The organism is Peptostreptococcus sp., assembly GCF_036639115.1.
GTDB lineage: Bacteria > Bacillota > Clostridia > Peptostreptococcales > Peptostreptococcaceae > Peptostreptococcus.
On sequence record NZ_JAVWJH010000005.1, the window covers coordinates 106,429 to 130,472 of the forward strand.

Sequence of the window (24,044 nt, forward strand, 5' to 3'; positions counted from 1 at the left end):
CAAATAGTGGTAAAAATCTAAAATCATAGGAAATCGATACTATAATTTCGATTGGATGATGGCGATTATTCTAGAGGGAAGTGAATTGTTCTATATTTATTAGTTGTATAAATTTTATAGTGATATTTGTTTCTACAGATTTATCTAAGCGAGTAGGGATTACGAAATTTTATTGTAAAGGAAGATAATTTTAGTCTGAAAAATAAAGTTAAATATTCGAAAGCTTAAGAATTAAAATTTGATAACTGTAGAGTATCAAAAATTGAATGGTAAAGAAAGAAATATCTCTACTTGTATTAGAAAATTCTCAACTGAAAGTCAATTCTTGAAATATTAGGATTTTTAGTAATATTAAAGGCATACTTTTTAAAAATATCTTTATATTAAAATCAATATAAATGAAAATATTAAAATGAAAGTAATGAATTTATTATAAAAAATTAGCTTAGTATTGGAGATTAAAAATGATAAATGAAAATGAGACAAAAAACTTAACCAAATCCGTAGGTTTAGTTTCTGCAATATTAACAGTAGTAGGATCTCTAATCGGTGGTGGTGTGTTCTTCAAACCTCAGGCAATATATACTGCTACAGGAGGAGCACCTGGACTTGGGATGCTTTGCTGGGTGATAGCAGGCGTGATTACTATATGTGGTGCACTTACTGTTTCAGAACTTGCTGTTTCAATACCTAAAACAGGTGGAATGATTGTTTATATCCGTGAATTATACGGGGATAGACTTAGCTTTTTAGCAGGCTGGGTTCAAGTATTTTTATACTTTCCAGGAATGATAGCAGCACTAGCAGTTGTATTCTCAGAGCAATTCGTAATACTATCTGGATTAGAATGGATGAAAATACCTATGACACTGATAATGGTAGCTGTTTTATGTTTTACTCATATGTTGGGTGGAAAAAAGAGTGCCTATATTGGAAATGTGGCAACAGTCAGCAAAATGGCTGTTTTAGCAATTATAATCGTAGCAGGACTTGCAATTGGTGGGGGAGGAAACTCAATTACAACACCTTTTGTAGGAGAAGGAATCAACCCTGTAGTGGCAGGTGGTCAGGTACTATTGGCAGTATTCTTTGTATTTGATGGTTGGATAAATGTATGTGCACTAGCAGGTGAAATGAAAGATCCATCAAAAGATCTATCTAAGGCTATGGTAGGAGGAATAGGTATAGTATTATTTATATATCTAGCAATAAATGTTGCATACTTGAAGGTACTTCCAGCATCAACTCTTGCAAATTCTCCATCACCTGGTTTGGCAGTTGCAACAGAACTATTTGGTAATTCAGCAGGAAGCATAATAGGAATAGGTATAATGATATCAGTATTTGGATGTGCAAGTGCCTTTAGCTTTACAGGTTCTAGAGTCCTATATGCACTAGCAGAAGAAAATATATTGCCAAAAAGTGATAAACTTTTGGAGCTAAATAAACATTCTGCACCTAAAAATTCCATATTGTTAATGTGTGTAATTTCTGCAATATTTGCTCTAAGTGGACAGTTTAATTTACTATCTGATGTTGCGATATTCTCTATATGGATATTTATAGTTTTAACATTCTTAGGAGTCTTTAAAAATAGAAAATTAAGTGATGTTTCTAAATTTAAGTTTAAAGTTCCTCTATATCCATTCATTCCAATTGTTGCAATAGCAGGAGGAGTATTTGTATTGTCAATACAGTTGATAACAAGTACAGCAATGTCAATAGGAAGTATAATAATACTACTTTGTGGTGTTCCTATATATAATGCTTCTTTGAAAAGAAAAAAAATTGAAAATGGAAATAAATAGTCAAAAAGGCTATTAAATTATTATATTAAAATATTTTTTATTAACTAAGTAAACATTCATCAGCTTGTGTCAATCGATACAAGCTGATTGGTGTTTTATGGAGATTATTGGGGTATATATAAGGAAGAAAGAAAAAACAATTAGAATAACGAATATTTGACTTAACAATATATTTTGATTGTGAGAAAATAATTTGATATAATATTATAGAAATGTTTGTAAAGTATGGAAGCATTTGCAAGCTATGTAAAGTGTAGAAATATATGAATATGTATATAGGTATAAGTTTGATAATCTCAAAAAAAATAAAAAAAATTGTAAAAGTTTAGTTAAATCTTGGGTTTTTGATATATAATAGGTATCAAAACCCAAAAATTCATATAGAAGGCAAAATATATTTATAAACGGCTATTTAGCTATCATTGAGTTGAATATATTGATGTTTAGTGGTATTATGTATATGTGGAATTTTGCAATTTTTTAGAGTTGGTTTTCTCACTAAAAGCGAGTGTTTGCAGTGCTTTGCTGCAATTGAGGTCAAGAAGGCAGCAACTTTGCTGCAGTAATGTTTCAACTGGAAGCATTTTATATTGCTATGAGGTGTAAGTAATGATATATAACAAGCATAAAAAAGGTAAGGTAAGTAAGGTTATTTGTACAATTCTTGTATCGGTAATGCTGTCAACAGGAGTATCTTCAGTATACTCAAATGCAGAGCAGACAAGAAGTGACAATGAAGTCTATAGCTATGAATCAATTGATTCACCACATGATGAGTCATATGAAGATTCAGAAACTATAGAATCTGTAGAAAGCCAGGATTCTCAGGAGAATTCAAATACAGAAAACAATAATGAAAGTATTGAGAATGAGACTATAGGAGTATCATCAGTAGATTTTGATGGAACGACTGTTAGAAATTCGAGCAATAAGAAAAATTTAATAGGTGATGCAGCTGCTTCAAAGTATGATCCTAGAATATTAGGATACACTACAGGCATGAGAAATCAGGAAAAGTTAGGTATTTGTTGGTCTTTTGCAGGTAATGCAACTTTGGAAAGCTATTTAAAAAGAAATGGATATGGTGATTTTGACTTATCTGAAGAACACATGAGATGGTGGGCAAAAGATGGTACTTATAATTGGAATATAGGTGATGAGTCAGGCTCTACAAATGAAACATCTGTAGGTTATTTCACATCATGGATGGGACCTAAGCTGGAAAAAGATCTTCCTTATAATGGGAAGCAAACTACTCAGCAGGGAGCAAAGAAACCATCAAACTATGATTCAGCACCATTGATAGATTTTCAGGTAATGGATATAGTAAATGTAGCGACTGATCGTGCCTCTGTGAAAAATGCAATAGCACAATATGGTGCAGTAATGTCAGGCTACTACAATAATAAATACTACACAAGTAAAGATGAGACATCTTTTTACTGTGATGAGTCACTTGGTCAAAATCATGCCATAGCAATAGTAGGTTGGGATGATAATTATTCAAAAGATAAGTTCGACAGCGGTTCTTCTAAGCCAAAATCAAATGGAGCTTGGCTTGTAAAAAATAGTTGGGGTAATTATAATTCAGAGGGTGGATATTTCTGGATTTCATACGAGGATAAAACAATCCTTTCATTTACAGATAACTATGCAATAGGAAGAGTACAGAAGGATAAGGGACAAAAGTTGTATCAGCATGAGTATTCAATGTCTTCTACACTTAACGATAATGTAATAACAGCAGTGAATAGATTCGATTTTGGAAAAAATGAAGCGTTACAAGGAGTAATGTTTGCTACTGATAGTGTAGGTGCTTACTATGAATTATATTTTGTTCCAGAAGAAAATGGAAAGTTAAATTATAATTCAAGAATGTTTTTAAAGTCTGGTAAGGTGCCTTTCTCAGGATACATTACGGAAGATATTTCAAACTTCCCACTTCCAACTGGAAAGGGATCGCTGGCTGTTAGAATAGATAATAGAAGCAACAATAAAAAATCCAGTATAGGGCTTGAAAAAAATGTTTCAAACTTTAATATGTTTGTTGCTAAAGCAGGTCTTGGAGAAACATATGTACTAAAGAATAATCAATTGATAGATCTAAATACAATTCCTGGATACTCACCTGCAAATGCAGTAATAAAGGGAATAACAAAGCCTGTAGAGGGTGGAAAAGAACTATCTGGGTCAAACAGATATGATACTGCAGTTAAAATAGCAGATCACGGATGGAAAAAGTCAGATAATGTATTTTTAGTTAATGGATCAGCTATTGCTGATGCACTAACTGCTACTCCGTTAGCCAAATTAAAGTCAGCACCTGTTCTTCTTACAAACAAAGATAGTGTAAATGCAAATGTAATGAAGAAGATAGAGGACTTAAATGCAAAGACGGTTACTATTATAGGTGGTGAAACTTCAGTGTCACCAGCAGTAGAAAATCAACTAAAGAAAAAAGGTATCAAAATAGAAAGAATATATGGAAGCAATAGATATGAAACAAGTGAAAAAATTGCAGAAGAAGTAATGAAAGAGCATGATGATATAAAATCTGTGGCAGTAGCAAATGGAGATAAGGGACTTGCCGATGCGATAAGTTTCTCATCAGTTGCAGGCGAGAAGACGATACCTATTTTATTAAGTAATAATACTGGACAGGTAAAAGTTCCTGAAGGTCTTAAAGATGCAAGCTCAGTTAAAAATACATATATTATAGGTGGAAAACAATCTGTTCCAGAATCTGTTGAAAAAGATTTTAAAAATGTAAGCAGAATTAGTGGATCAAATAGAAATGACACCAATGCTAAGATAATAGAAAAATTCTATCCTAATAAGAATTTAGAATATGCCTTTGTAGCAAAAGATGGATATAACAACCAAGATATGTTGATAGATGGTCTTGCTATAGGAGCATATGCGGCAAATGTTAAGTCACCAATAGTATTGACACATGGGAAATTGACAAATGCTCAGCTAGATGTCCTAAGAGGTAAAAATATTAAAAATGTAACTCAGGTAGGTGGCGGTATGAATAGTATGGCTACGACTGAATTACTACTTATAAATTCAGCAAAATAGAAAGAAGGATTAAAAATGGAAACAAAAGTAGAAAGTTTTGTGTTGGATCATACCAAGGTAAAGGCACCATATGTTAGAAAGTGTTGCGTGCTAGATGGTCAAAGTGGAGACAAAGTAACAAAGTTTGACTTGAGATTTTTACAGCCAAACAAAGAAGTGTTTGAAACAGATGCTATACATGGTCTAGAACACTTATTAGCTACTTATTTAAGGGAGACTATGGATGGAGTAATAGATCTATCTCCTATGGGCTGTAGAACAGGCTACTATTTAATTATGTGGGGGGATGTAGAACCTTCATATGTGAAAAATGGTCTAGAAAAGGCACTGGAAATGGTTCTAAAGTCTGAAGAAATGCCTGCAGCTACAGAAGAAGAATGTGGTAACTACAGAGATTTATCTTTGGAAGGGGCTAAGAAATATACGAAATATGTTCTTGAAAAAGGATTTTCTTTGAATATTTATGGAGATAAATAAAATAATAAAATAATATATAAATTAAGATGTTTATATTGCTATTGTTAGTGATATAAACATCTTAATATCTAAATCAAAAAAACTGGAGGGGTTGTATATGAAAATATATAATACAATGACGAGACAAAAAGAAGAATTTGTACCACTTGAACCTGGAAAAGTAAAAATGTATGTGTGCGGGCCAACTGTATACAACTATATACATCTAGGAAATGCTAGACCTTTTGCAGTATTTGATACATTGAGAAGGTATTTTGAATATAAAGGATATGAAGTTACATATATTCAAAACTTCACAGATGTTGATGATAAAATAATAAAGAGAAGCCATGAAGAAGGGATATCTCCTGAAGAAGTGGCACAAAAATACATAGAAGAATACTTTAAAGACTGTGATGCTTTGGGAATCAAAAGAGCTACAGTTCATCCTCAGGTTACAGATAACATCAAGTATATAATTGAATTTATAAAGACTTTGATAGAAAAGGGATATGCTTATGAATCTGAAGGTGATGTGTTGTTTAGAACTAGAAAGTTCCCTGAATATGGAAAGCTATCTCACCAGAATATAGAAGAGTTAGAGTTGGGAGCCAGAATAGATATAGACAAAAAGAAAGAAGATCCGCTTGATTTTGTTCTTTGGAAAGCAAAGAAAGAAGGAGAACCAGGATGGAAGAGTCCTTGGGGAGAAGGCAGACCAGGATGGCATATAGAGTGTTCTGTTATGTCAAAGAGATACCTTGGAGAAACTATAGATATACATGCAGGTGGACAGGATCTACAGTTCCCTCACCATGAAAATGAAATCGCCCAAAGTGAGAGCTGCAGTGGAAAGATGTTTGCAAAGTATTGGATGCACAATGGGTATATAAATGTCGATGGAGAAAAAATGAGCAAGTCTTTAGGTAATTTCTTTACAGTAAGAGAAATTGGAGAAAAATATAATCTAGACTTGGTAAGATTTTTCTTACTATCAACTCATTATAGAAATCCAGTAAACTTTAGCGATACTATACTAGATCAGTCTAAGGCAGGTCTTGAAAGACTTACAAACGCCAGAGATAGAGCAGAATTCATCTTAGGAAAGCTAGAAGAAAGTAAGCTAAACGATTCAGAAAAAGAATTAGTAAATCAGTTGAACTCATATAGAGATAAGTTTATTGAAGCAATGGATGATGATTTAAATACAGCAGACGCAATAAGTTCAATATTTGAACTTGCTAAGTTTATGAATACAAATATACAAGAAGGATCTTCTAAAGAATTTGTTCAAAAGAACCTAGATATGTTCAGTGAACTTACAGGAGTGTTGAATATAGCACAAGAGTCTACAGAAAAAGATGATGAACTAACTGAAAAGGTAGAAGAATTGATAGCCAAAAGAGCAGATGCTAAAAAGAATAAAGACTTTTCACTAGCAGATGAAATTAGAGAAGAGTTGACAGGTATGGGAATATCAATAGAAGATACCAGACAGGGAGTAAAATGGAAGAGAATATAATTAAGTATAAAGATATCAGCAAAGAGGAGCTGGCGAGAATATCGCCTCTTACTCTTGCTTATCTTGGAGATACGGTATATGAATCATATATAAGGGAATACCTTATAAGAAAGAACATATTTTTAAAAATAAATGATCTTCATAAGCTGGCTATAAAGTATGTAAATGCATCAGCTCAATCAAAGGCAATCAAGGGGATAGAAGAAATTCTTACTCAAGAGGAAGAAAATGTCTTTAAAAGAGGAAGAAATCATAAAAAAAATACAAGTGCAAAAAATGCAAGTATAGTAGATTATAGACATTCAACTGGATTTGAAGCGGTAATAGGCTATCTTTACTTGGATGGAGATGATGAACGCTTGGAATATGTAATAAAAAAAAGTATAGATGTAATAGAAAATAGATAAGGTGGTGAACTTTTTTGGCGATAATTGAAGGAAGAAATCCTGTACTAGAGGCCTTAAAAAATGATAGAGAAATAGATAAAATAATGGTAAATAAAGCAGCAAAAGAGGGCTCTATAAAGAAAATAGTTGCTATGGCGAAGGAAAAGAAAGTAATATTACAACAGGTGGACAGACATAAGCTAGATGAAATGTCAGAAAGTCACTCACATCAAGGTGTAATTGCCATTATCAGTGAATATAAATATTATGAATTAGATGAAGTCTTAAAAATTCCTAAGGAAAAGGGAGAGGATCCATTTTTTATAATATTAGATGGAATAACAGATCCTCATAATCTAGGCTCCATAATAAGAACGGCAGATGCTGTAGGAGCACATGCGGTAATTATACCAAAAAGAAGAAGTGCACAGATTACACCAGTAGTAGCAAAAGCTTCAGCTGGGGCAGTTGAATATGTGCCAGTATGTAAGGTAACTAATATTGCAAACACTATCAAAACTTTGAAAGAAAATGGTCTATGGATTGCAGCTGTAGATATGGATGGAGAATCCTTTTTCAGACAAAATCTATCAGGAGCGTTGGCTCTTGTAGTCGGAAGTGAAGGATCTGGAATATCTAGGCTAGTAAAAGAAAATTGTGATTTCACTGTAAGTATGCCGATGTCAGGGAATGTAACATCTCTAAATGCATCAGTAGCAGGTGGAATACTACTATATGAAGTGTATAGACAAAGAAATGCGAAAAAATAAATATGTTTCGAGAAAATTTTTGATAGTTGATGGATATAATATTATAAATGCATGGCCCAGTCTAAAGAAGGTATCTGAGGAAAATCTAGAAGAATCCAGAGATAAATTGGTTGGATATATTTTAGAATATTCAAAGATGAAGGGCTATGAAGCGTATGTAGTGTTTGATGCATACAATGTAAAGGGGACTACTGAAAAAATAGATGACCATCATGGAATAACAGTAGTATTTACAAAAGAAAATCAAACTGCAGATAGTTATATAGAAAAATTCATATCCTCACTTTCTAAGTATGATGAGGTAGCCGTTGCGACTAGTGATTATGCTGAACAACAGATAGTACTTGGTAAGGGGTGCTCGAGGATACCGGCTAGAGAGTTAATAGATAGTTTTAATAGATCGAAAAGTGATTTAAGAAAACAGAATAAAAGTCAAACTAGCAAATATAACAGTATGAATAGGCTGGAAAATAGAATAGATAGTGATATTCTTGAAAAACTGGAAAAAATTAGAAGAGGCAATAAATAAGTATGAATTAAGCTGGAGGTAGCGATGTCTAAAATAGTTACTGAAGGGAATTCAAAGGAAGCAGAAGAATTGGATTCAAGCAAACTTCCATATTCCGATGAAGACTACAAATATGTAAAAGAAGCACAAAAGGGAAATATATCGGCTATTAATCACATAATTGATAAGTACAATATAATGGTTAAGGCGAAATCAAAAATGTATTTTATGATGGGTTCTGATAGAGAAGATATGATACAAGAGGGAATGATAGGTCTGTATAAAGCTATAAGAGATTATAATGATAAAAAGACGTGTTCATTCAAACACTTTGCAGGAATGTGTGTGACTAGACAGATGATAACAGCAGTAAAAACATCTACAAGGCAAAAACATATTCCCCTCAACTCATATATATCCTTGAACAAACCTGTGTATGATGGTGATTCTGATTCTGAAAGAACATTGTTTGAAGTTGTTACCAATAGCGTGGATTCAGACCCAGAAAAACTAATAATTAGTAAAGAAAATTATAGAAACATAGAAAATAAGATAAATGAGCTTTTAACGCCATTAGAAGAAGAGGTGTTGATGCTATATATGTCAGGCAAGAAATATAGTGAAATAGCAAAAATTCTTGGAAAAAATACAAAGTCTATAGATAATGCTATGCAAAGAGCAAAGAAAAAGCTTGTAAAATCACTAGAAGAAAGTGAATAAGAATTATTTTAGAGCAATAATATTTATTTTTTAAAAAAAAGAAATATTAAGGAATATATCTATATGTAAATATAGCAATATTTTAAAAAATATAATAGCGTAATAAGAGAAGTTATCTTTATTTCTTTTATTACGCTATTTTTGGTTAAAAAATATACATAAAACTTAACAATACATATTGTATATACTAAACAAAATTATATATATTTGAAAAATATTCACTATATTTAAGTAAAACATCAATTAAAAAGCATTAAAAAAAGAAAAAACTATTTAAATACTTATAATAGATTGATAAAATGAAAACGATTCCGTATAATAATCTTAGATAATAAATTTTATTATCAAAATAAAAAGGAGGTTTTGTTTATGGGAAAGGGTTCGGAAGTATCAATCAATGGTTCAAACTCAGGAGGAGGAAGTTATAAGCATCCAAGTGGCTTAAAACTTGCAAATATTTGTATAGCACTTCAGAGTTTAGCGGGATATGCAGTAATATCTTTTATGATATTATTCTTTACAGCTGATGTAGGTCAAAATGGATTGGGACTGAGCGTTCAAAAGGCTACAGGTATGTTAGGTTTGTATTCAGGCTTAGGATATATGACTCCCTTAATTGGTGGATGGTTGACAGATAAATACCTAGGGCTTCAAAAAGGAATTTTATTGGGTTCAATTTTAGCATTTGCAGGTTATATGGCTTTATTTTTATCTACATCAAGTGTCGCAAGTGTATGGTTAGGTCTGGGAATAATGATTTGTAGTGGAGCTTTCTTCAAGGGTAACATAAGTGCCTTGGTTGGAGAGTTATACTCAAAAGATCAGCTATCAAAAAAAGATGCTGCCTATAGTTATTTTTATATGGCAACCAATATAGGTAGTTTATTAGGACCTATAATTGCAGGTCTTATAACAGATAGTTGGTTTGCAAAAGTAAGTGCAAATGGAGAAATAATTTCTTACGGTTACAGATATGGATTTTTACTATCTGCAGTTATGATGTTAATAACTTTCTTAGTATTTCTTTTTTTAGCTCCAAAATGGTTGAAAAATGTAGGCAAAAAACCTGCTTCAGCAGTAGCTAAAGAAAAAGTGGCTTCTTCAGGGAAAGAGGATAAGCTGACTAGTCTTGAGAAAAGAAGAATGATAGCAATGGTTATAATATTTGTGTTTGTCGTTCTTTTTTGGGCTGCATGGTTTCAAACTCAATCGTCTTTTGCTCTTTTGTCAGACACATTAGTGAATAGAAAAGCATTTGGTAAAACTATACCAGTTCCTTGGTTAACATCTTTTAATGGTATATTGTGTGTGGTTTTATCTCCATTACTAGGAGGACTATGGGTTAGGCTTGCAAGAACAAAAAGAGGAGATTTTTCCATCCCTACTAAGATGGGCTTGGGTATGATTTTATCAGGTCTTGCCTTTATAGTATTGATAATAGGGATTAATACTTTAGGTGGAGTCGAAGATGGATCAGTCAAGATGAATATTGCATTTTTATTATTCTCTTATCTGATACTAACTTTGGGTGAATTATTTTTATCTCCTATAGGTATGGCAATGTTTAACAAATTAGCACCTTCAAAATATGCATCTTTGGCTATGGGTGCTTGGTATCTTTGCTTTTTCTTTGCAAATATCATATCTGGTAAAGTTGCAGGGTTTACCGCTTCTATGGGGTATTCAGAGGTATTTGCATTCATCGCAGGCGTAGTAATATTCTTTGGAGTAGTTTTAATATTACTGAGAAAACTTTTAAATAATTTGATGGCGCTAGATAAGTTAGAAGAATAAAACTTTTTACTTAGGGTATATAAACAAACTATGAGAAATTTATTCAGCAAAACAAAATATACGAAAGATAGCTTGAAGTATATGAATGAATAAAAAAAGCTATTACAAGAGTTAAAAAGTTCTTAATTATATAAAAATTTAAGAATAAGTGATATAATGATAATTAGATCTATGGATTATAGATAATTTACATAGTTTAGGCTTAGATATTTTGAATAAATTCGATTAATTATTTACTATATCTTTGTTTATGGGATTGGTTTGTGTATTTAGTATTTGAATATATAGTCTATATCTATAGAAATAGAAATCAATAAAATTACTGGAGGTTGATTATGAAAGTTTCAGAAAGAATTGATGTATTAAGAAAAATGATGGATGAGAAGGGCATAGATGTATATGTGGTACCTTCTTCAGATTTCCACCAGAGTGAATATGTAGGAGAACATTTTAAGGCAAGAGAATTTATGACAGGATTTACTGGTTCTGCAGGTACTGCTGTGTTTACAAAAGACGAGGCAGGTATGTGGACAGATGGTAGATATTTCTTACAGGCTGGTATACAGATGGAAGGAACTGGTGTTGAGCTAAGAAAAATGGGTGAACCAGGAGTTCCAACTGTTGAAGAATACATAGAAAATATTCTTCCTGAAAACGGTACTATTGGCTTTGATGGTAGAGTTATATCCGTTGGTGAAGGTGAAGAGTATGAAAGAATAGTAGGAGAAAAGAATGGAAAGATAATATATCAGTATGATTTAGTTGATGATATATGGAAGGATAGAGTTTCTATACCTCAGGAACCAGTATTCCATTTGGATGAAAAATATAGTGGAGAATCAGCAGCTAGCAAGCTAGAAAGAGTAAGAGAAGTAATGAAGGCTAAGGGTGCAAATGCACATATTATAGCTACTCTTGATGATACAGGCTGGTTATTCAACATAAGAGGTAACGATGTTGAATTCTTCCCATTGATACTGAGCTATTCTATGGTATTAGAAGATAAGGCAATACTTTACATACAGGAATCTAAGGTAAGTGATGAAATAAAGGCAATGCTTACAAAGGATAATGTGGAGATAAGACCTTACAATGACATATATGAAGATGTAAAGGCATTTGGAGCTGGGGATACTATACTTATAGATCCAAGAAGATTAAACTATGCTCTATATAATAATATCAAAAAAGATGTCAAGGTAGTTGAAGACATGAACCCTACAGTTCTATTTAAGGCTAGAAAGAATGAAATTGAGATTGCAAATATTAAAAAGGCTGAAATTAAGGACTCAATAGCACACGCTAAATTTATGTATTGGATCAAAAATCATGCCCTTGAAGAAGGTGCTTCAGAAATGAGTGCTAGTGACAAGCTAGAATCTCTAAGAAAAGAACAGCCAAACTACAAGTGGCAGTCATTTGCTCCTATTAGCTCATTTGGAGAGCATGCTGCGATAGTTCATTATGAGTCTTCTCCAGAAACAGATGTAAAGTTTGAAAAAGGCAACTTCTATCTATCTGATACAGGTGCAGGTTTCATGGATGGTTCTACAGACATTACTAGAACATTTGCAATAGGTGATGTTGATGATGAGAAGAAGAGACACTTTACATTGGTATTAAAGTCTCACCTAGGATTATCTAGAGCAGTATTTTTAGAAGGTTGTAATGGTATGAATTTAGATATACTTTCTAGACAACCAATATGGGAAGAAGCAATGAACTTTAATCATGGTACAGGTCATGGTGTAGGATATCTTGGAAACATACATGAGCCTCCAACAGGAATCAGATGGCAGTTTAGAGCTCATGAAGTTCATCCTCTAGAAGATGGTATGGTAATAACAAATGAACCAGGACTTTATATCGGAGGATCTCATGGTATAAGACTAGAAAATGAGATACTAGTAAGAAAGGGTGCAGCTAATGAATACGGACAGTTCATGTATTTTGAACCAATAACATTTGTTCCATTTGATTTAGATGCTATAATACCAGAAATGCTTACTGAAAGAGAAATAACTGAACTTAATGAATATCACGCAAAGGTATATGAATTAATAGCCCCTCATCTAAATGCAGATGAAAAAGAATGGCTAAAGAAGTATACTAGAGCTATATAATATTTATAAAACTAGTTAAGATAAAAGTCTATAAAAAGCTATAAACTAAAGGAGAATCAAATGATTCTCCTTTTTTATTTGTAGTTAAAATAAACTTTAAAGTGAAAAAATATAATTAAAATGTATGATGTTAGATATTACGATTTTATAAAAAATATATATAAAAGAAAAAATATACATAAAGATAAAAATAGTTATAAGAAGTTGTGGTTAAAAATATGGTAAAAAATAATGTATTTGCAAAGAAAGTTACAGAATCGAATTTTAAGTCTATGTTGGTATACAAGTAAGATGTTAAATTGAAAAGATGCAATTATATAAAATAAAACACAATATCTGATATGTAAATAAATCTAAATGAGCTATCAATAAAAAATAAAGTCATATAAAATTATAAAAAGGTTAGAAAATATAATGTAATATGTTTTTTCGAAAAGAATAAATATTAAAGTAAAATAAAAAGAAGAAATTAGAAGTAAATTTTTAATAAAATCATTATTTTTAAAATTTTTTGAAAATTATCGAAAAAATGTTAAAAAATAAACCTAAAAGGTGTATAATGGTATTAATAGCTATCTAATAAATAGAATTTTTCAATAGCAATAAAGGTTAATATTATTCATAAATAGGAAAAATAAAAAATTATATTAAAAGAAATTTAATTTTTTTATGTATTTGAAAAATATTTACATCTAACAATCATTTTATTAGTTTAATTATTGTTGGAACTTAGCTTTCTAAACAATTCTGAATCAGTAATGATAAGTGATTGGAGTAGTTATTCTTCTTGGTTTTTTAATCGAATTATCCTATCTGAATGTCAACAAATGGTTACTTTTATCAACTAATTTTATACAAATTGTATATTGAATTAGTAATTTTTCTTATTTTTAGTTATTTTACATACTTGAATCTTATGCGGATATGGTGTAAAATAATTAACAAAATGAAAACTGAAAATTTAGAATTTTTTTCTGAAAGGAGGAAATTGAATGGCAAAAGAAGCTTTATTAAAAGTTGTAGAAGCTGAGGAGAAGGCAGAGCAGTTAATTAAGACTGCAAAAAGTGAATCAAGAGATTTAATAGCTCTGTCAGAGAAGAGATCCAGAAATTTGCTTGATGATGCTACTATCAAAGCAAAGGTTGAATGTGATAGACTGAGATCCAAGGCTGAAGATGATATGAAAGAAGAGCTAGACGCCATATCTCGAGCAAGCGAGGAAAAATGTAAGTCCATAACTGACATTCCTCAGGACAGATTCAATGAAGCTAAGAAAATACTAGTAGAGAGGATAGTGAAGTAATATGGCTATTGTAAAAATGAAGAAATTTCACCTCTTGGCACTAGATTCTCACCGTGAAAAGTTATTAAGAGAACTTCAGATTTTCAGAAATATTCAGTTTGAGGATGTGTCTAATGTCGAAGATTTTGAAGATGAGGGTCTACTAAGCTTTCAAAAGCCCATAGTAGATAGTCAAGTTTCAGAGTTTGAAGACAGGATGAATCAATGTCTATATATAATTGACTTGATCAGTAAGTACACTCCTCCGATTTCGGGTCTGAAATCTTTGATTGACGGTCTTCCAAACTACACATTTGAAGAAATGGAAAACAGAGTAAAAGATGTTAACTTTGAAGTAGAATATGGACAAGTAAAAATTTTGGGAGATGAACTAGCAAAGATTGAATCTAGTATTTCCAAGAGAAAAGAGTTAATTAAGGAACTAGAACCGATATCCAATATGGATGTGAGCTTTGAGTCTATAAACAATCTAAAAAGCTTCAAAGCGGTTGTAGGTGGAGTAAGCGGTAAGTTGTTAGAAATTTTCAAAGAAGAAATGGATAATTTAGAATATACTTACTGTGAAGAAATCGGAGTCTACAAAGAGGAACATTTCTTCTTTATTATTTATGATAGAAGAGAAGAAGATCAAGTTTTAGAAATGTTTAGGATAGGTAATCTAAACATTATAAAAAGTGACTCCAATAAGATACCAAAAGATAAAATAAACGATTTGGAAAAGGAAATAGAATCTCTTACTTTTAGAGAAAAAGAAATTACTTCCGAACTAGGATCAAAGCTGGGAATTTTGGCAGACTTCAAACTATACTATGAATATCTTGGTAACCTGAAAGTAAGATCACAGGCTCAAAGGGATTTCATGGCTTCTAGAAGTGTATGTATGCTTAGTGGTTACTGTCCAGACTTTGATATCAAAAGACTAGAAAATGCAATTAAATCAATTTGTAATGAAGATTATACATTTGAAATTGAAGAAGTAGATAAAAATAGTGAAGAAGTACCAATTATATTGAAAAATAATAGATTTGCTAAAGCTTTTGAAAACGTTACATCAACATATGCACTGCCAAAGTATAATGAAGTGGATCCGACTCCTCTATATGCGCCAATATATGCATTATTTTTCGGAATGATGTCAGCTGATGTTGGTTATGGAGTCATTTTACTTTTATTAACTACAATTGGATTGAAAGTATGTAACTTTACACCAAACATGAGAAAGAATGTAAGATTCTTCCAGTTAATAGGAGTATCATCTACTATCTGGGGATTTTTATATGGTTCATATTTTGGAGCGAGCATTCCAGGTATGTGGAAACTATTGGACTTAAGTACTCAGTTCATGGAGATACTGGTATTATCAATAATAATGGGTGGTATACACTTATTCTATGGTCTTTTAATCAAAGCATACATGCAAATAAGAGACAAACAGTATATGGATATGTTCTTTGATGTTATTGCTTGGTATGTAACATTAGGCGGAATAATATGTCTACTACTTTCAGCAGCAGGAGTTCTTTCTTCAAAGGTTGGGGATATATCTCTTTATGTAATGATAGTAGGGTTGGTGCTTTTACTAATTGGTGGAGCAAGAGCAGCTGAAGGCAATATAGGTAAAAAAATAGCTGCAGGCCTATACAATGTGTATGGACTATCAAGCTATATAGGAGACTTTGTTTCATACTCTCGTCTGATGGCACTAGGTATGTCAGGCGGATACATAGCTTTTTCAGTAAATATGATTGCTGGAATGATGTGGGGTAAGACAATAATAGGTTACTTAGGAGCAATCCTTATATTAGTGCTATTCCATGCATTTAACTTATTCCTTTCATGTCTAGGTGCATATGTGCATTCATTAAGACTAATCTACGTAGAATTCTTCGGTAAATTCTATGAAGGTGGAGGAAAGGCATTTAAATTCTTTAGAAATAAGACTAAATACATAAATTTAGATAGACAATATGAAGATTAGTTATACAAATAAATTAAGATTCTGCGACAGAGAAAAGTCGTGATTTAAGGGAGGTTTATTTATGAATTTTGGAAGTTGGATAGTAGAAAATGGTGGAGTAATATTTGGTGGCTTGGGCGTTGTATTTGCAATGCTAGCATCTTTAGGATCAGCAAAGGGACTATCAATAGTTGGTCAGGCAGCATCTGGTCTTGTTCCAGAAGAACCACAGAAGTTTGGTAAGACGCTTATATTACAGCTATTACCGGGTACACAGGGACTATATGGATTCGTTATCGGTCTGTTGATATTATTACAGCTTAGTGGAGATATGACTCTTGCACAGGGAATGTATCTTGCAGCAGTTGGTATGCCAATAGGATTTGTAGGTTGGGGCTCAGCAGTATCTCAGGGTAAGGTTGCAGCCAGTGGTATAGGAATTCTTGCTAAAAATGAATCTCAGACAACTAAGGGTATTATATATGCCGTAATGGTTGAGACTTATGCACTATTAGCATTCGTTATATCACTTCTTTTATTCTTCAAGTTCGGAGCTTTCTTTGCTTAAAGAAAACAAAAAATTCAGAGAAAAGGAAGTGATTAAATGGCAGAGCTAAGTAATTTAACCAATAGAATATTAGATGAAGCAAAAGTCTCAGCAGATGAAATAGTTAAGTCTGCAGAGCTCAAGGTCGAAAAGATAATGGAAAAGTCTAAGGAACAGGCAAAGACTAGCTATGATTCAATAGTGGAAAAAGGCGCTTTAGAGGCTGAAAACCTCAAAGAAAGATTAAAATCAAATGCCAAATTGAAGGCTAGAGATAATGAACTAAATGCCAAGCAAGAAGTAATCAAAAGGGTATTTGAAGAAGCATTAGAAGATGTCAAAAATATTGACAATGAAAAATTAGTATCTTATATACAAAAGAATGCAAGTTTTTCGGAAGGGTCTTTGTTGGTGGTTCAAAAGGACAAGTTGAATTTGATAAAAGAGAGATTTCCACAATCAAGAGTATCAGAAGAGAGATTTGTAGAATCAGGATTTGTGGAGATAAGTGGGGGTATCGAAAAAAACTTTACCTTTGGAACTCAAATAGATTATATAAAAGATGAAATACAAGGGGAAATAGCGAAAGTACTTTTTGGATAGTGGGGGGTAGTTTATGGATAGATTAGATTACGCCCAGGGTGTAGTAATGGCGAGGGTTTATGAGAAGAGACTTCTCGACAAAGGAAAGCTTGATAAAATGATAGACGCAAAAGACGCTGATGAATCTTTCAAAATGCTTTTGGATTCGGAGTATTCCAAGAGTGCGGAAGGTGTTGAAAGCGTGGATGACTATGAATTGCTACTAAAAAATGAAACTTCTAGGGTTTTTGGATTAGGTGGAGAAATGCTTCAGGATAAAAGAATTTTAGAAATTTTATCCTTGAAGTATGACTATCACAATCTAAAGACAATGGTAAAAGCAAAGGTCTCTGGCAAAAATCTCGAGGACTTGTTCATCTATTCAAGTGAAAATAATCCAGAAAAAATTAGATTACAATTTGAAAGTGGACACTTCACTGATACAAAGAGTGAATTTATAAAAACTCTTAGAGAGGCTGAAGAGAAATATAGTGATACTTCGGATCCTCAAATGATAGATATTGTAGTGGACAGAGCGTACTTTAGACACTTAAGAAGTATAGCAGATTCTTTAGAGATAGAACTATTTAGTGATTATGTGAGTGGAAGCATAGATTTTTATAATGTATCATCAATGCTAAGAGCTATGAAAATGGGTAAAAACACCAACTTTCTAAACGACATATTAGTTGAAGGCGGTGGAATATCCACAGGTAAGTTAATTGAACTATCAAGAGAAAGCTTTGATAGAATAGCGACTTCACTAAAATCTGAAAAAGTTGGCAGAGCATTATTGGATAGTGCAGAACAGTACAAAGAAACTGGAAGCCTATCTGTAGTAGACAATGAAAAAGACGTTTATCTAAGAAGGTTAAATTCTGATTCAAGATTTATTTCTTTTGGTCCAGAACCAATATTTGCTTATCTTGTGGCAAAGGAAAAGGAAATATCGATAGTCAGACTGATACTAGTCGGAAAATTAAATAATATCCCGTCTACAAAACTTAGAGAGAGGCTGGGTGATATTTAATGTATAAGATAGGAGCAGTTGGAGATAAAGACTCAATATTGGCCTTTAAGTCTATAGGAATAGATGTATATCCAGTAGTTGATGGAGATCAAGCAAGAGATGTGATAGATGATTTGGCAGATAGACAATATGGATTAATATTTGTTACAGAACATATTGCTCAATATATTGAGGAAACAATACAAAGATATAAAAGAAAACTAACACCAGCAATTATACTGATTCCCTCTAATCAAGGGACGCTGGGAATAGGAATGAATGATATAAATAAAAATGTGGAAAAGGCAGTAGGTAGTAATATATTTGCCAATTCTGATAAATAAGGAGGAGAGGCTTAGTGAAGGCAGGTAAAATAGTAAAAGTGTCTGGTCCGCTTGTCGTAGCCGAGGGAATGGAAGATGCCAACATATATGACGTGGTGAAGGTATCAAACTCAAAGCTGATAGGTGAAATCATAGAAATGCGTGATGACAAAGCTTCAATACAGGTATATGAAGAAACAGCGGGTATAGGTCCAGGTGAACCTGTAATAACAACAGGTGAACAGCTAAGTGTGGAACTCGGACCCGGTCTTATAGAAAATATGTTTGATGGTATACAAAGACCTCTTGAAAAGTTTAGAGCTATAGCGGGAGATTTCCTAACAAAGGGTATAGAAGTACCTTCTTTAGATAGAGATAAAAAATGGTATTTCCATCCTGAAGCAAAAGTAGGAGACATGCTAGAAGAGGGCGATGTATTAGGTTATGTACAAGAAACCAAGGTAGTAAAACATATAGTAATGGTCCCATATAAAATGAGTGGTGTGCTAGAAAGCATACAAGAGGGCGAGTTTACTATTGTAGATGATATAGCTGTATTAAAATCTCAAGATGGAGAAAAATCATCAGTTCAAATGATGCAAAAATGGCCAGTTAGAGTGAGTAGAAGAATCAAACAAAAGATAGCTCCTAGAGTTCCACTAATCACTGGTCAAAGGGTTGTAGATACATTTTTCCCAGTTACAAAAGGTGGTACAGCCTGTGTTCCAGGGCCTTTTGGTTCAGGTAAAACAGTAGTACAGCATCAGCTTGCAAAATGGGCAGATGCCCAGATAGTGGTTTATGTTGGATGTGGCGAACGTGGTAATGAGATGACAGACGTTTTGAATGAATTCCCAGAACTAATTGACCCACATACAGGTGAAACACTGATGAAGAGAACTGTATTAATAGCCAATACTTCTAATATGCCGGTTGCAGCTCGTGAAGCTAGTATATATACAGGAATCACAATTGCAGAATATTTCAGAGATATGGGATACTCAGTAGCGGTTATGGCAGACTCGACATCTAGATGGGCAGAGGCTCTAAGAGAAATGTCAGGTCGTCTTGAAGAAATGCCAGGTGATGAAGGTTATCCGGCCTACCTTTCATCAAGAGCAGCAGAGTTTTATGAAAGAGCTGGTAAGGTAATCTGTAAGGGTAAGGACAATAGAGAAGGTGCTCTTACAATTATAGGTGCAGTTTCTCCTCCAGGTGGAGACGTATCTGAGCCAGTCTGTCAGGCAACTCTTAGAATAGTAAAAGTATTCTGGGGGCTAAATGCAAATCTAGCTTATAGAAGACATTTCCCAGCGATATCTTGGCTTGATTCATATTCGTTATATCAGCCAGATGTGGATGATTGGATGGGGGATAATGTATCTCCTAGATTCCCAGAAAATAGAATAGAAGCAATGTCTTTACTTCAGGAAGAATCAGGTCTACAAGAAATTGTTAGATTGGTAGGTAGAGATACATTATCAGAAAAAGACCAGTTGAAACTAGAAGTAGCAAAGTCCATAAGAGAAGACTACTTGCAACAAAATGCTTTCCAAGAGGTGGATACATTTACATCACTGGAAAAGCAAGATAAAATGTTAGATTTGGTGCTTAAGTTTTATAGAGAATCTCTAAGAGCATTAGAGAAACATGTATATTTAGATGAATTATTAAAAATGCCAGTAAGAGAATCTATAGCTAGAGCCAAGTATACTGAAGAGGCTGATATAGATAAAATAGATCAAATATCTAAGGAAGTTGCAAAAGAAGTAGATGAACTAATAAATAGTAGAGGAGGTGGACTAGATGATTAAAGAATATAAAACCATTAGAGAAATAGTCGGTCCACTTTTGATGGTAGATGGTGTAGAAGGAATAAAATATGAAGAACTAGTTGAAATAGAAATGCAAGATGGAGCTATTCGCCGTGGTAGAGTTCTTGAAATAAATGGTGATAAGGCGATGGTACAGCTATTTGAAGGCTCTGCAGGTATTAACCTTAGAGATTCAAAGGTTAGATTTTTGGCAAAACCACTAACTTTAGGTGTATCAGAAGATATGATTGGTAGAGTATTTAACGGAATGGGAAATCCAAATGATGGAGGACCAAATCTGATTCCAGAGAAAAAATTGGATATAAATGGTATTGCAATTAACCCAGTAGCTAGAGACTATCCATCTGAATTTATACAGACAGGAGTGTCTGCTATAGATGGCTTGAATACTCTAGTTAGAGGGCAAAAGCTTCCAATATTCTCAGGGTCAGGTCTACCACATGCAAATCTAGCAGCACAGATAGCTAGACAGGCAAAGGTATTGGGGACTAATGAAAAGTTTGCGGTTGTATTTGCTGCTATAGGTATAACATTTGAGGAAGCACAGTTTTTTATCGATGACTTTAAGAAAACTGGAGCTATAGACAGAGCAGTTTTATTTATGAATCTAGCAAATGACCCAGCGATAGAACGTATATCGACACCTAGAATGGCACTTACTTGTGCAGAGTATCTTGCATTTGAAAAGGATATGCACGTACTAGTAATTATGACAGATCTTACAAACTACTGTGAAGCTCTTCGTGAGATTTCAGCAGCTAGACGTGAGGTTCCAGGAAGAAGAGGATATCCAGGTTATCTATATACAGACCTTTCAACACTTTATGAAAGAGCTGGTAGAATCAAGGGAAGAAAGGGATCGATCACTCAGGTACCAATACTAACAATGCCAGAAGATGATAAAACCCACCCTATTCCAGACCTTACAGGATATATAACAGAAGGTCAGATCATACTATCGAGAGAACTTTACAAGAAAAACTTGATGCCTCCGATAGACGTATTGCCTTCTTTGTCTAGACTTAAAGATAAGGGTATCGGTGAAGGAAAGACAAGAGAAGATCATGCCGATACAATGAACCAGCTATTTGCAGCATACGCAGCAGGTAAAGAAGCAAAAGAACTACAGGTAATCCTAGGTGAGTCAGCTTTATCTGAATCAGACAAAGCTTTTGCAAAATTTGCAGATGAATTTGAGAAAAGATATGTGTCCCAAGGATACAATACCAATAGAACTATAGTTGAGACTCTTGATCTTGGATGGGATTTATTAAAGATTCTTCCAAGAACAGAATTAAAGAGAATAAAAGACAAATATATAGAGAAGTATTTACCAGAGGAAAGCCAGGTGGATTAATATGGCTAGATTAAATGTAAATCCAACTAGAATGGAGCTTTCGAGATTAAAGGCGAGACTCTCTACTTCAACAAGAGGACATAAACTTTTGAAAGATAAGCAAGATGAGTTGATGAGACAGTTCATAGCGATGATTAAGGAAAATAAAAAATTAAGAGAAGAAGTTGAATCCAAAGTTACAGATTCCTTTGAAGATTTTTTGTTGGCAAGAAGTATGAACTCATCTCAAATGTTGGATGAAGCGCTAGCTATATCAAAAGAGAGTATAAATCTGGAAATAGAGACAAAGAACTTGATGAGCGTCAACGTTCCGGTGATGACATTTAATAGAAGTGATGAAGATGATACATCAGCAATATATCCATATGGTTTTGGAGGGACATCTGCAGAACTTGATGAAGCTGTCAAAAAACTATATGACATATTGCCAGATTTGTTGAAACTTGCTGAAATTGAGAAAGCCTGTCAGCTTATGGCTGATGAGATAGAAAGTACAAGAAGAAGAGTAAATGCACTTGAATATATGACGATTCCTCAACTAGAAGAAACAATTGTATATATAAGAATGAAACTTGAAGAGAACGAAAGAAGTTCTATTACAAGACTAATGAAAGTCAAAGATATTATTAATAAGTAATATCTTGCTCTAGTAAAATTGATAGATTGCCTAAAATTTATATAAAGTTTAAAGGAAGTGCGGTAGTGTTCACCGCGCTTCCTTTATAACTTTCTACATGATTATAAAGGAATTTAAAGGTTTATACTATAAACAAATAGATTCTATAAAATTTATTTAAATGAATTTTAAGAGTATAGCAGCTATTTAAATTTTTTATTAAAAAGAAAGTTTTAAATTTCAATTATAAAACTCTTGTAAAAAATGAGTTAAAAAAAGATGTTAATAAATTATTTTTTTAATAAAAAACTTAACTTATTTTAGGTAATAATATAGACAAGACCTAACAGTAGTGTTAAAATAAAATCAAAGAAAACATTTGCATTATAGTATTTAAATTATCAATAATAGATATTTATTAAGGTGGTGATTGGGTGAGACCTTTAGTATTAAACATTCAAAAATGTAGCATACATGATGGTCCAGGAATACGTACGACAGTATTTTTTAAGGGATGCCCTCTTGATTGTACATGGTGTCATAATCCAGAGAGTCAAAATTATAAGGTCGACTTTATGTATGATCCAGAAAAATGTACTCATTGTTATACTTGCATAGATAAGTGTGAGCATCATGCAATATGCGTGAAAGAGGGGGAACTGATAAGGTTAGAGAATAAATGTGAACTTTGTGGGGAATGTTTGGATTGGTGTCTAACGGGCTCAAGAGAACTTGTTGGAGATGAGTATGAAATTTCTGAACTAGTAAAGGAAATAGAGAAAGACTCAATATTTTATGAAGAATCAGGTGGCGGTGTAACTTTGTCAGGTGGTGAAGTTATGTGTCAGGATTTGAAATATCTGGATAGTCTAGTCAAAACTTTACACAATAGAGGTATAGATGTTGCAATAGATACCTGTGGGTATGCACCACAAGAAAATTTTGAGCAAATTTATCCAAATGTAGATAGATTTTTATATGATATAAAGCTGGCAGACGAGCTTTCTCATAAGAAATTTACTGGCAAATCTAATAGTTTGATATTAAACAATCTAAAATACTTAGATTCAGTTGGCGCTGACATCAATATTAGAATACCTTTGATAGAAGGAGTAAACGTAGATAAAGATAATAAAGAAATAAAAAGAATTATCGAAATTTTAAGACCACTTAGAATTTCATCTATAAATTTATTGCCCTATCATAATATTATGGAACATAAGTATAAAAAATTAGATAAAGAATATAAGTGTGAGATCTTTAAAAAGCCAAGCAATGAAAAGTTAGAAGAGATTAAAGAATTATTTTTAGAAAATAATTTTAACAATATTAAAATTGGAGGTTAG

20 protein-coding genes are annotated in these 24,044 nt (G+C 32.8%); all 20 read left to right on the forward strand.

Annotation, left to right across the window (positions count from 1 at the left end):
- Positions 1-464 precede the first annotated feature (464 nt).
- The 20 genes from RR561_RS07410 (at position 465) to RR561_RS07505 (ending at position 24,044) form a co-directional block, all read left to right on the forward strand.
- Positions 465-1,808, forward strand: a complete 1,344-nt coding sequence (locus RR561_RS07410) for an APC family permease (protein WP_332507014.1) — start codon at positions 465-467, stop codon at positions 1,806-1,808.
- 609 nt (positions 1,809-2,417) lie between these two features.
- Entirely contained in the window at positions 2,418-4,889 is a 2,472-nt protein-coding gene (locus RR561_RS07415) for a cell wall-binding repeat-containing protein (protein WP_332507016.1), read from the forward strand.
- 15 nt (positions 4,890-4,904) lie between these two features.
- A complete protein-coding gene (locus RR561_RS07420; protein WP_332507017.1) occupies positions 4,905-5,366 on the forward strand; it encodes an S-ribosylhomocysteine lyase in 462 nt (153 codons plus the stop codon).
- Between the two features lie 97 nt (positions 5,367-5,463).
- Entirely contained in the window at positions 5,464-6,867 is a 1,404-nt protein-coding gene (cysS, locus tag RR561_RS07425; protein WP_332507019.1) for a cysteine--tRNA ligase, read from the forward strand.
- A complete protein-coding gene (locus tag RR561_RS07430) occupies positions 6,852-7,274 on the forward strand; it encodes a Mini-ribonuclease 3 (RefSeq protein ID WP_332507021.1) in 423 nt (140 codons plus the stop codon). Before cysS ends, RR561_RS07430 begins: the two co-directional genes overlap by 16 nt.
- 14 nt (positions 7,275-7,288) lie before the next feature.
- Positions 7,289-8,023 carry a 23S rRNA (guanosine(2251)-2'-O)-methyltransferase RlmB gene (rlmB, locus tag RR561_RS07435; protein WP_332507023.1) on the forward strand — a complete coding sequence of 245 codons (735 nt, stop codon included), beginning with the start codon at positions 7,289-7,291 and terminating at the stop codon, positions 8,021-8,023.
- The gene (locus RR561_RS07440; protein ID WP_332507024.1) at positions 7,989-8,552 is read left to right on the forward strand and encodes an NYN domain-containing protein; all 564 of its coding nucleotides are present in this window, start codon (positions 7,989-7,991) and stop codon (positions 8,550-8,552) included. Before rlmB ends, RR561_RS07440 begins: the two co-directional genes overlap by 35 nt.
- Before the next feature lie 24 nt (positions 8,553-8,576).
- Positions 8,577-9,251, forward strand: coding sequence for an RNA polymerase sporulation sigma factor SigH (gene sigH / locus RR561_RS07445; protein ID WP_332507026.1), 675 nt, complete (start codon positions 8,577-8,579; stop codon positions 9,249-9,251).
- A gap of 369 nt (positions 9,252-9,620) precedes the next feature.
- Positions 9,621-11,045: a peptide MFS transporter gene (locus tag RR561_RS07450; RefSeq protein ID WP_332507028.1), complete on the forward strand. Its 1,425-nt coding sequence runs from the start codon at positions 9,621-9,623 to the stop codon at positions 11,043-11,045.
- A 335-nt stretch (positions 11,046-11,380) separates the two neighbouring features.
- A complete protein-coding gene (locus RR561_RS07455) occupies positions 11,381-13,168 on the forward strand; it encodes an aminopeptidase P family N-terminal domain-containing protein (RefSeq protein WP_332507030.1) in 1,788 nt (595 codons plus the stop codon).
- A gap of 992 nt (positions 13,169-14,160) precedes the next feature.
- Complete coding sequence (locus RR561_RS07460; protein ID WP_332507032.1) at positions 14,161-14,472, forward strand: hypothetical protein; 312 nt, start codon at positions 14,161-14,163, stop codon at positions 14,470-14,472.
- Position 14,473: 1 nt separating this feature from the next.
- Entirely contained in the window at positions 14,474-16,450 is a 1,977-nt protein-coding gene (locus RR561_RS07465; protein ID WP_332507034.1) for a V-type ATP synthase subunit I, read from the forward strand.
- Between the two features lie 61 nt (positions 16,451-16,511).
- The gene (locus RR561_RS07470; RefSeq protein ID WP_332507036.1) at positions 16,512-16,997 is read left to right on the forward strand and encodes a V-type ATP synthase subunit K; all 486 of its coding nucleotides are present in this window, start codon (positions 16,512-16,514) and stop codon (positions 16,995-16,997) included.
- A gap of 36 nt (positions 16,998-17,033) precedes the next feature.
- On the forward strand, positions 17,034-17,579 hold the full coding sequence (locus RR561_RS07475) for a V-type ATP synthase subunit E (protein WP_332507038.1): 546 nt from the start codon (positions 17,034-17,036) through the stop codon (positions 17,577-17,579).
- A 13-nt stretch (positions 17,580-17,592) separates the two neighbouring features.
- Entirely contained in the window at positions 17,593-18,588 is a 996-nt protein-coding gene (locus RR561_RS07480; protein ID WP_332507040.1) for a V-type ATP synthase subunit C, read from the forward strand.
- Positions 18,588-18,911 (forward strand): V-type ATP synthase subunit F, encoded by a 324-nt coding sequence (locus RR561_RS07485; RefSeq protein ID WP_332507042.1) that lies wholly within the window; start codon positions 18,588-18,590, stop codon positions 18,909-18,911. Before RR561_RS07480 ends, RR561_RS07485 begins: the two co-directional genes overlap by 1 nt.
- Positions 18,912-18,925: 14 nt before the next feature.
- Complete coding sequence (locus RR561_RS07490) at positions 18,926-20,704, forward strand: V-type ATP synthase subunit A (protein ID WP_332507044.1); 1,779 nt, start codon at positions 18,926-18,928, stop codon at positions 20,702-20,704.
- The gene (locus RR561_RS07495) at positions 20,697-22,082 is read left to right on the forward strand and encodes a V-type ATP synthase subunit B (protein WP_332507046.1); all 1,386 of its coding nucleotides are present in this window, start codon (positions 20,697-20,699) and stop codon (positions 22,080-22,082) included. The genes RR561_RS07490 and RR561_RS07495 overlap by 8 nt, the downstream gene beginning before the upstream one ends.
- A gap of 1 nt (position 22,083) precedes the next feature.
- On the forward strand, positions 22,084-22,719 hold the full coding sequence (locus tag RR561_RS07500; RefSeq protein ID WP_332507048.1) for a V-type ATP synthase subunit D: 636 nt from the start codon (positions 22,084-22,086) through the stop codon (positions 22,717-22,719).
- Positions 22,720-23,132: 413 nt separating this feature from the next.
- Complete coding sequence (locus RR561_RS07505) at positions 23,133-24,044, forward strand: trans-4-hydroxy-L-proline dehydratase activase (RefSeq protein WP_332507049.1); 912 nt, start codon at positions 23,133-23,135, stop codon at positions 24,042-24,044.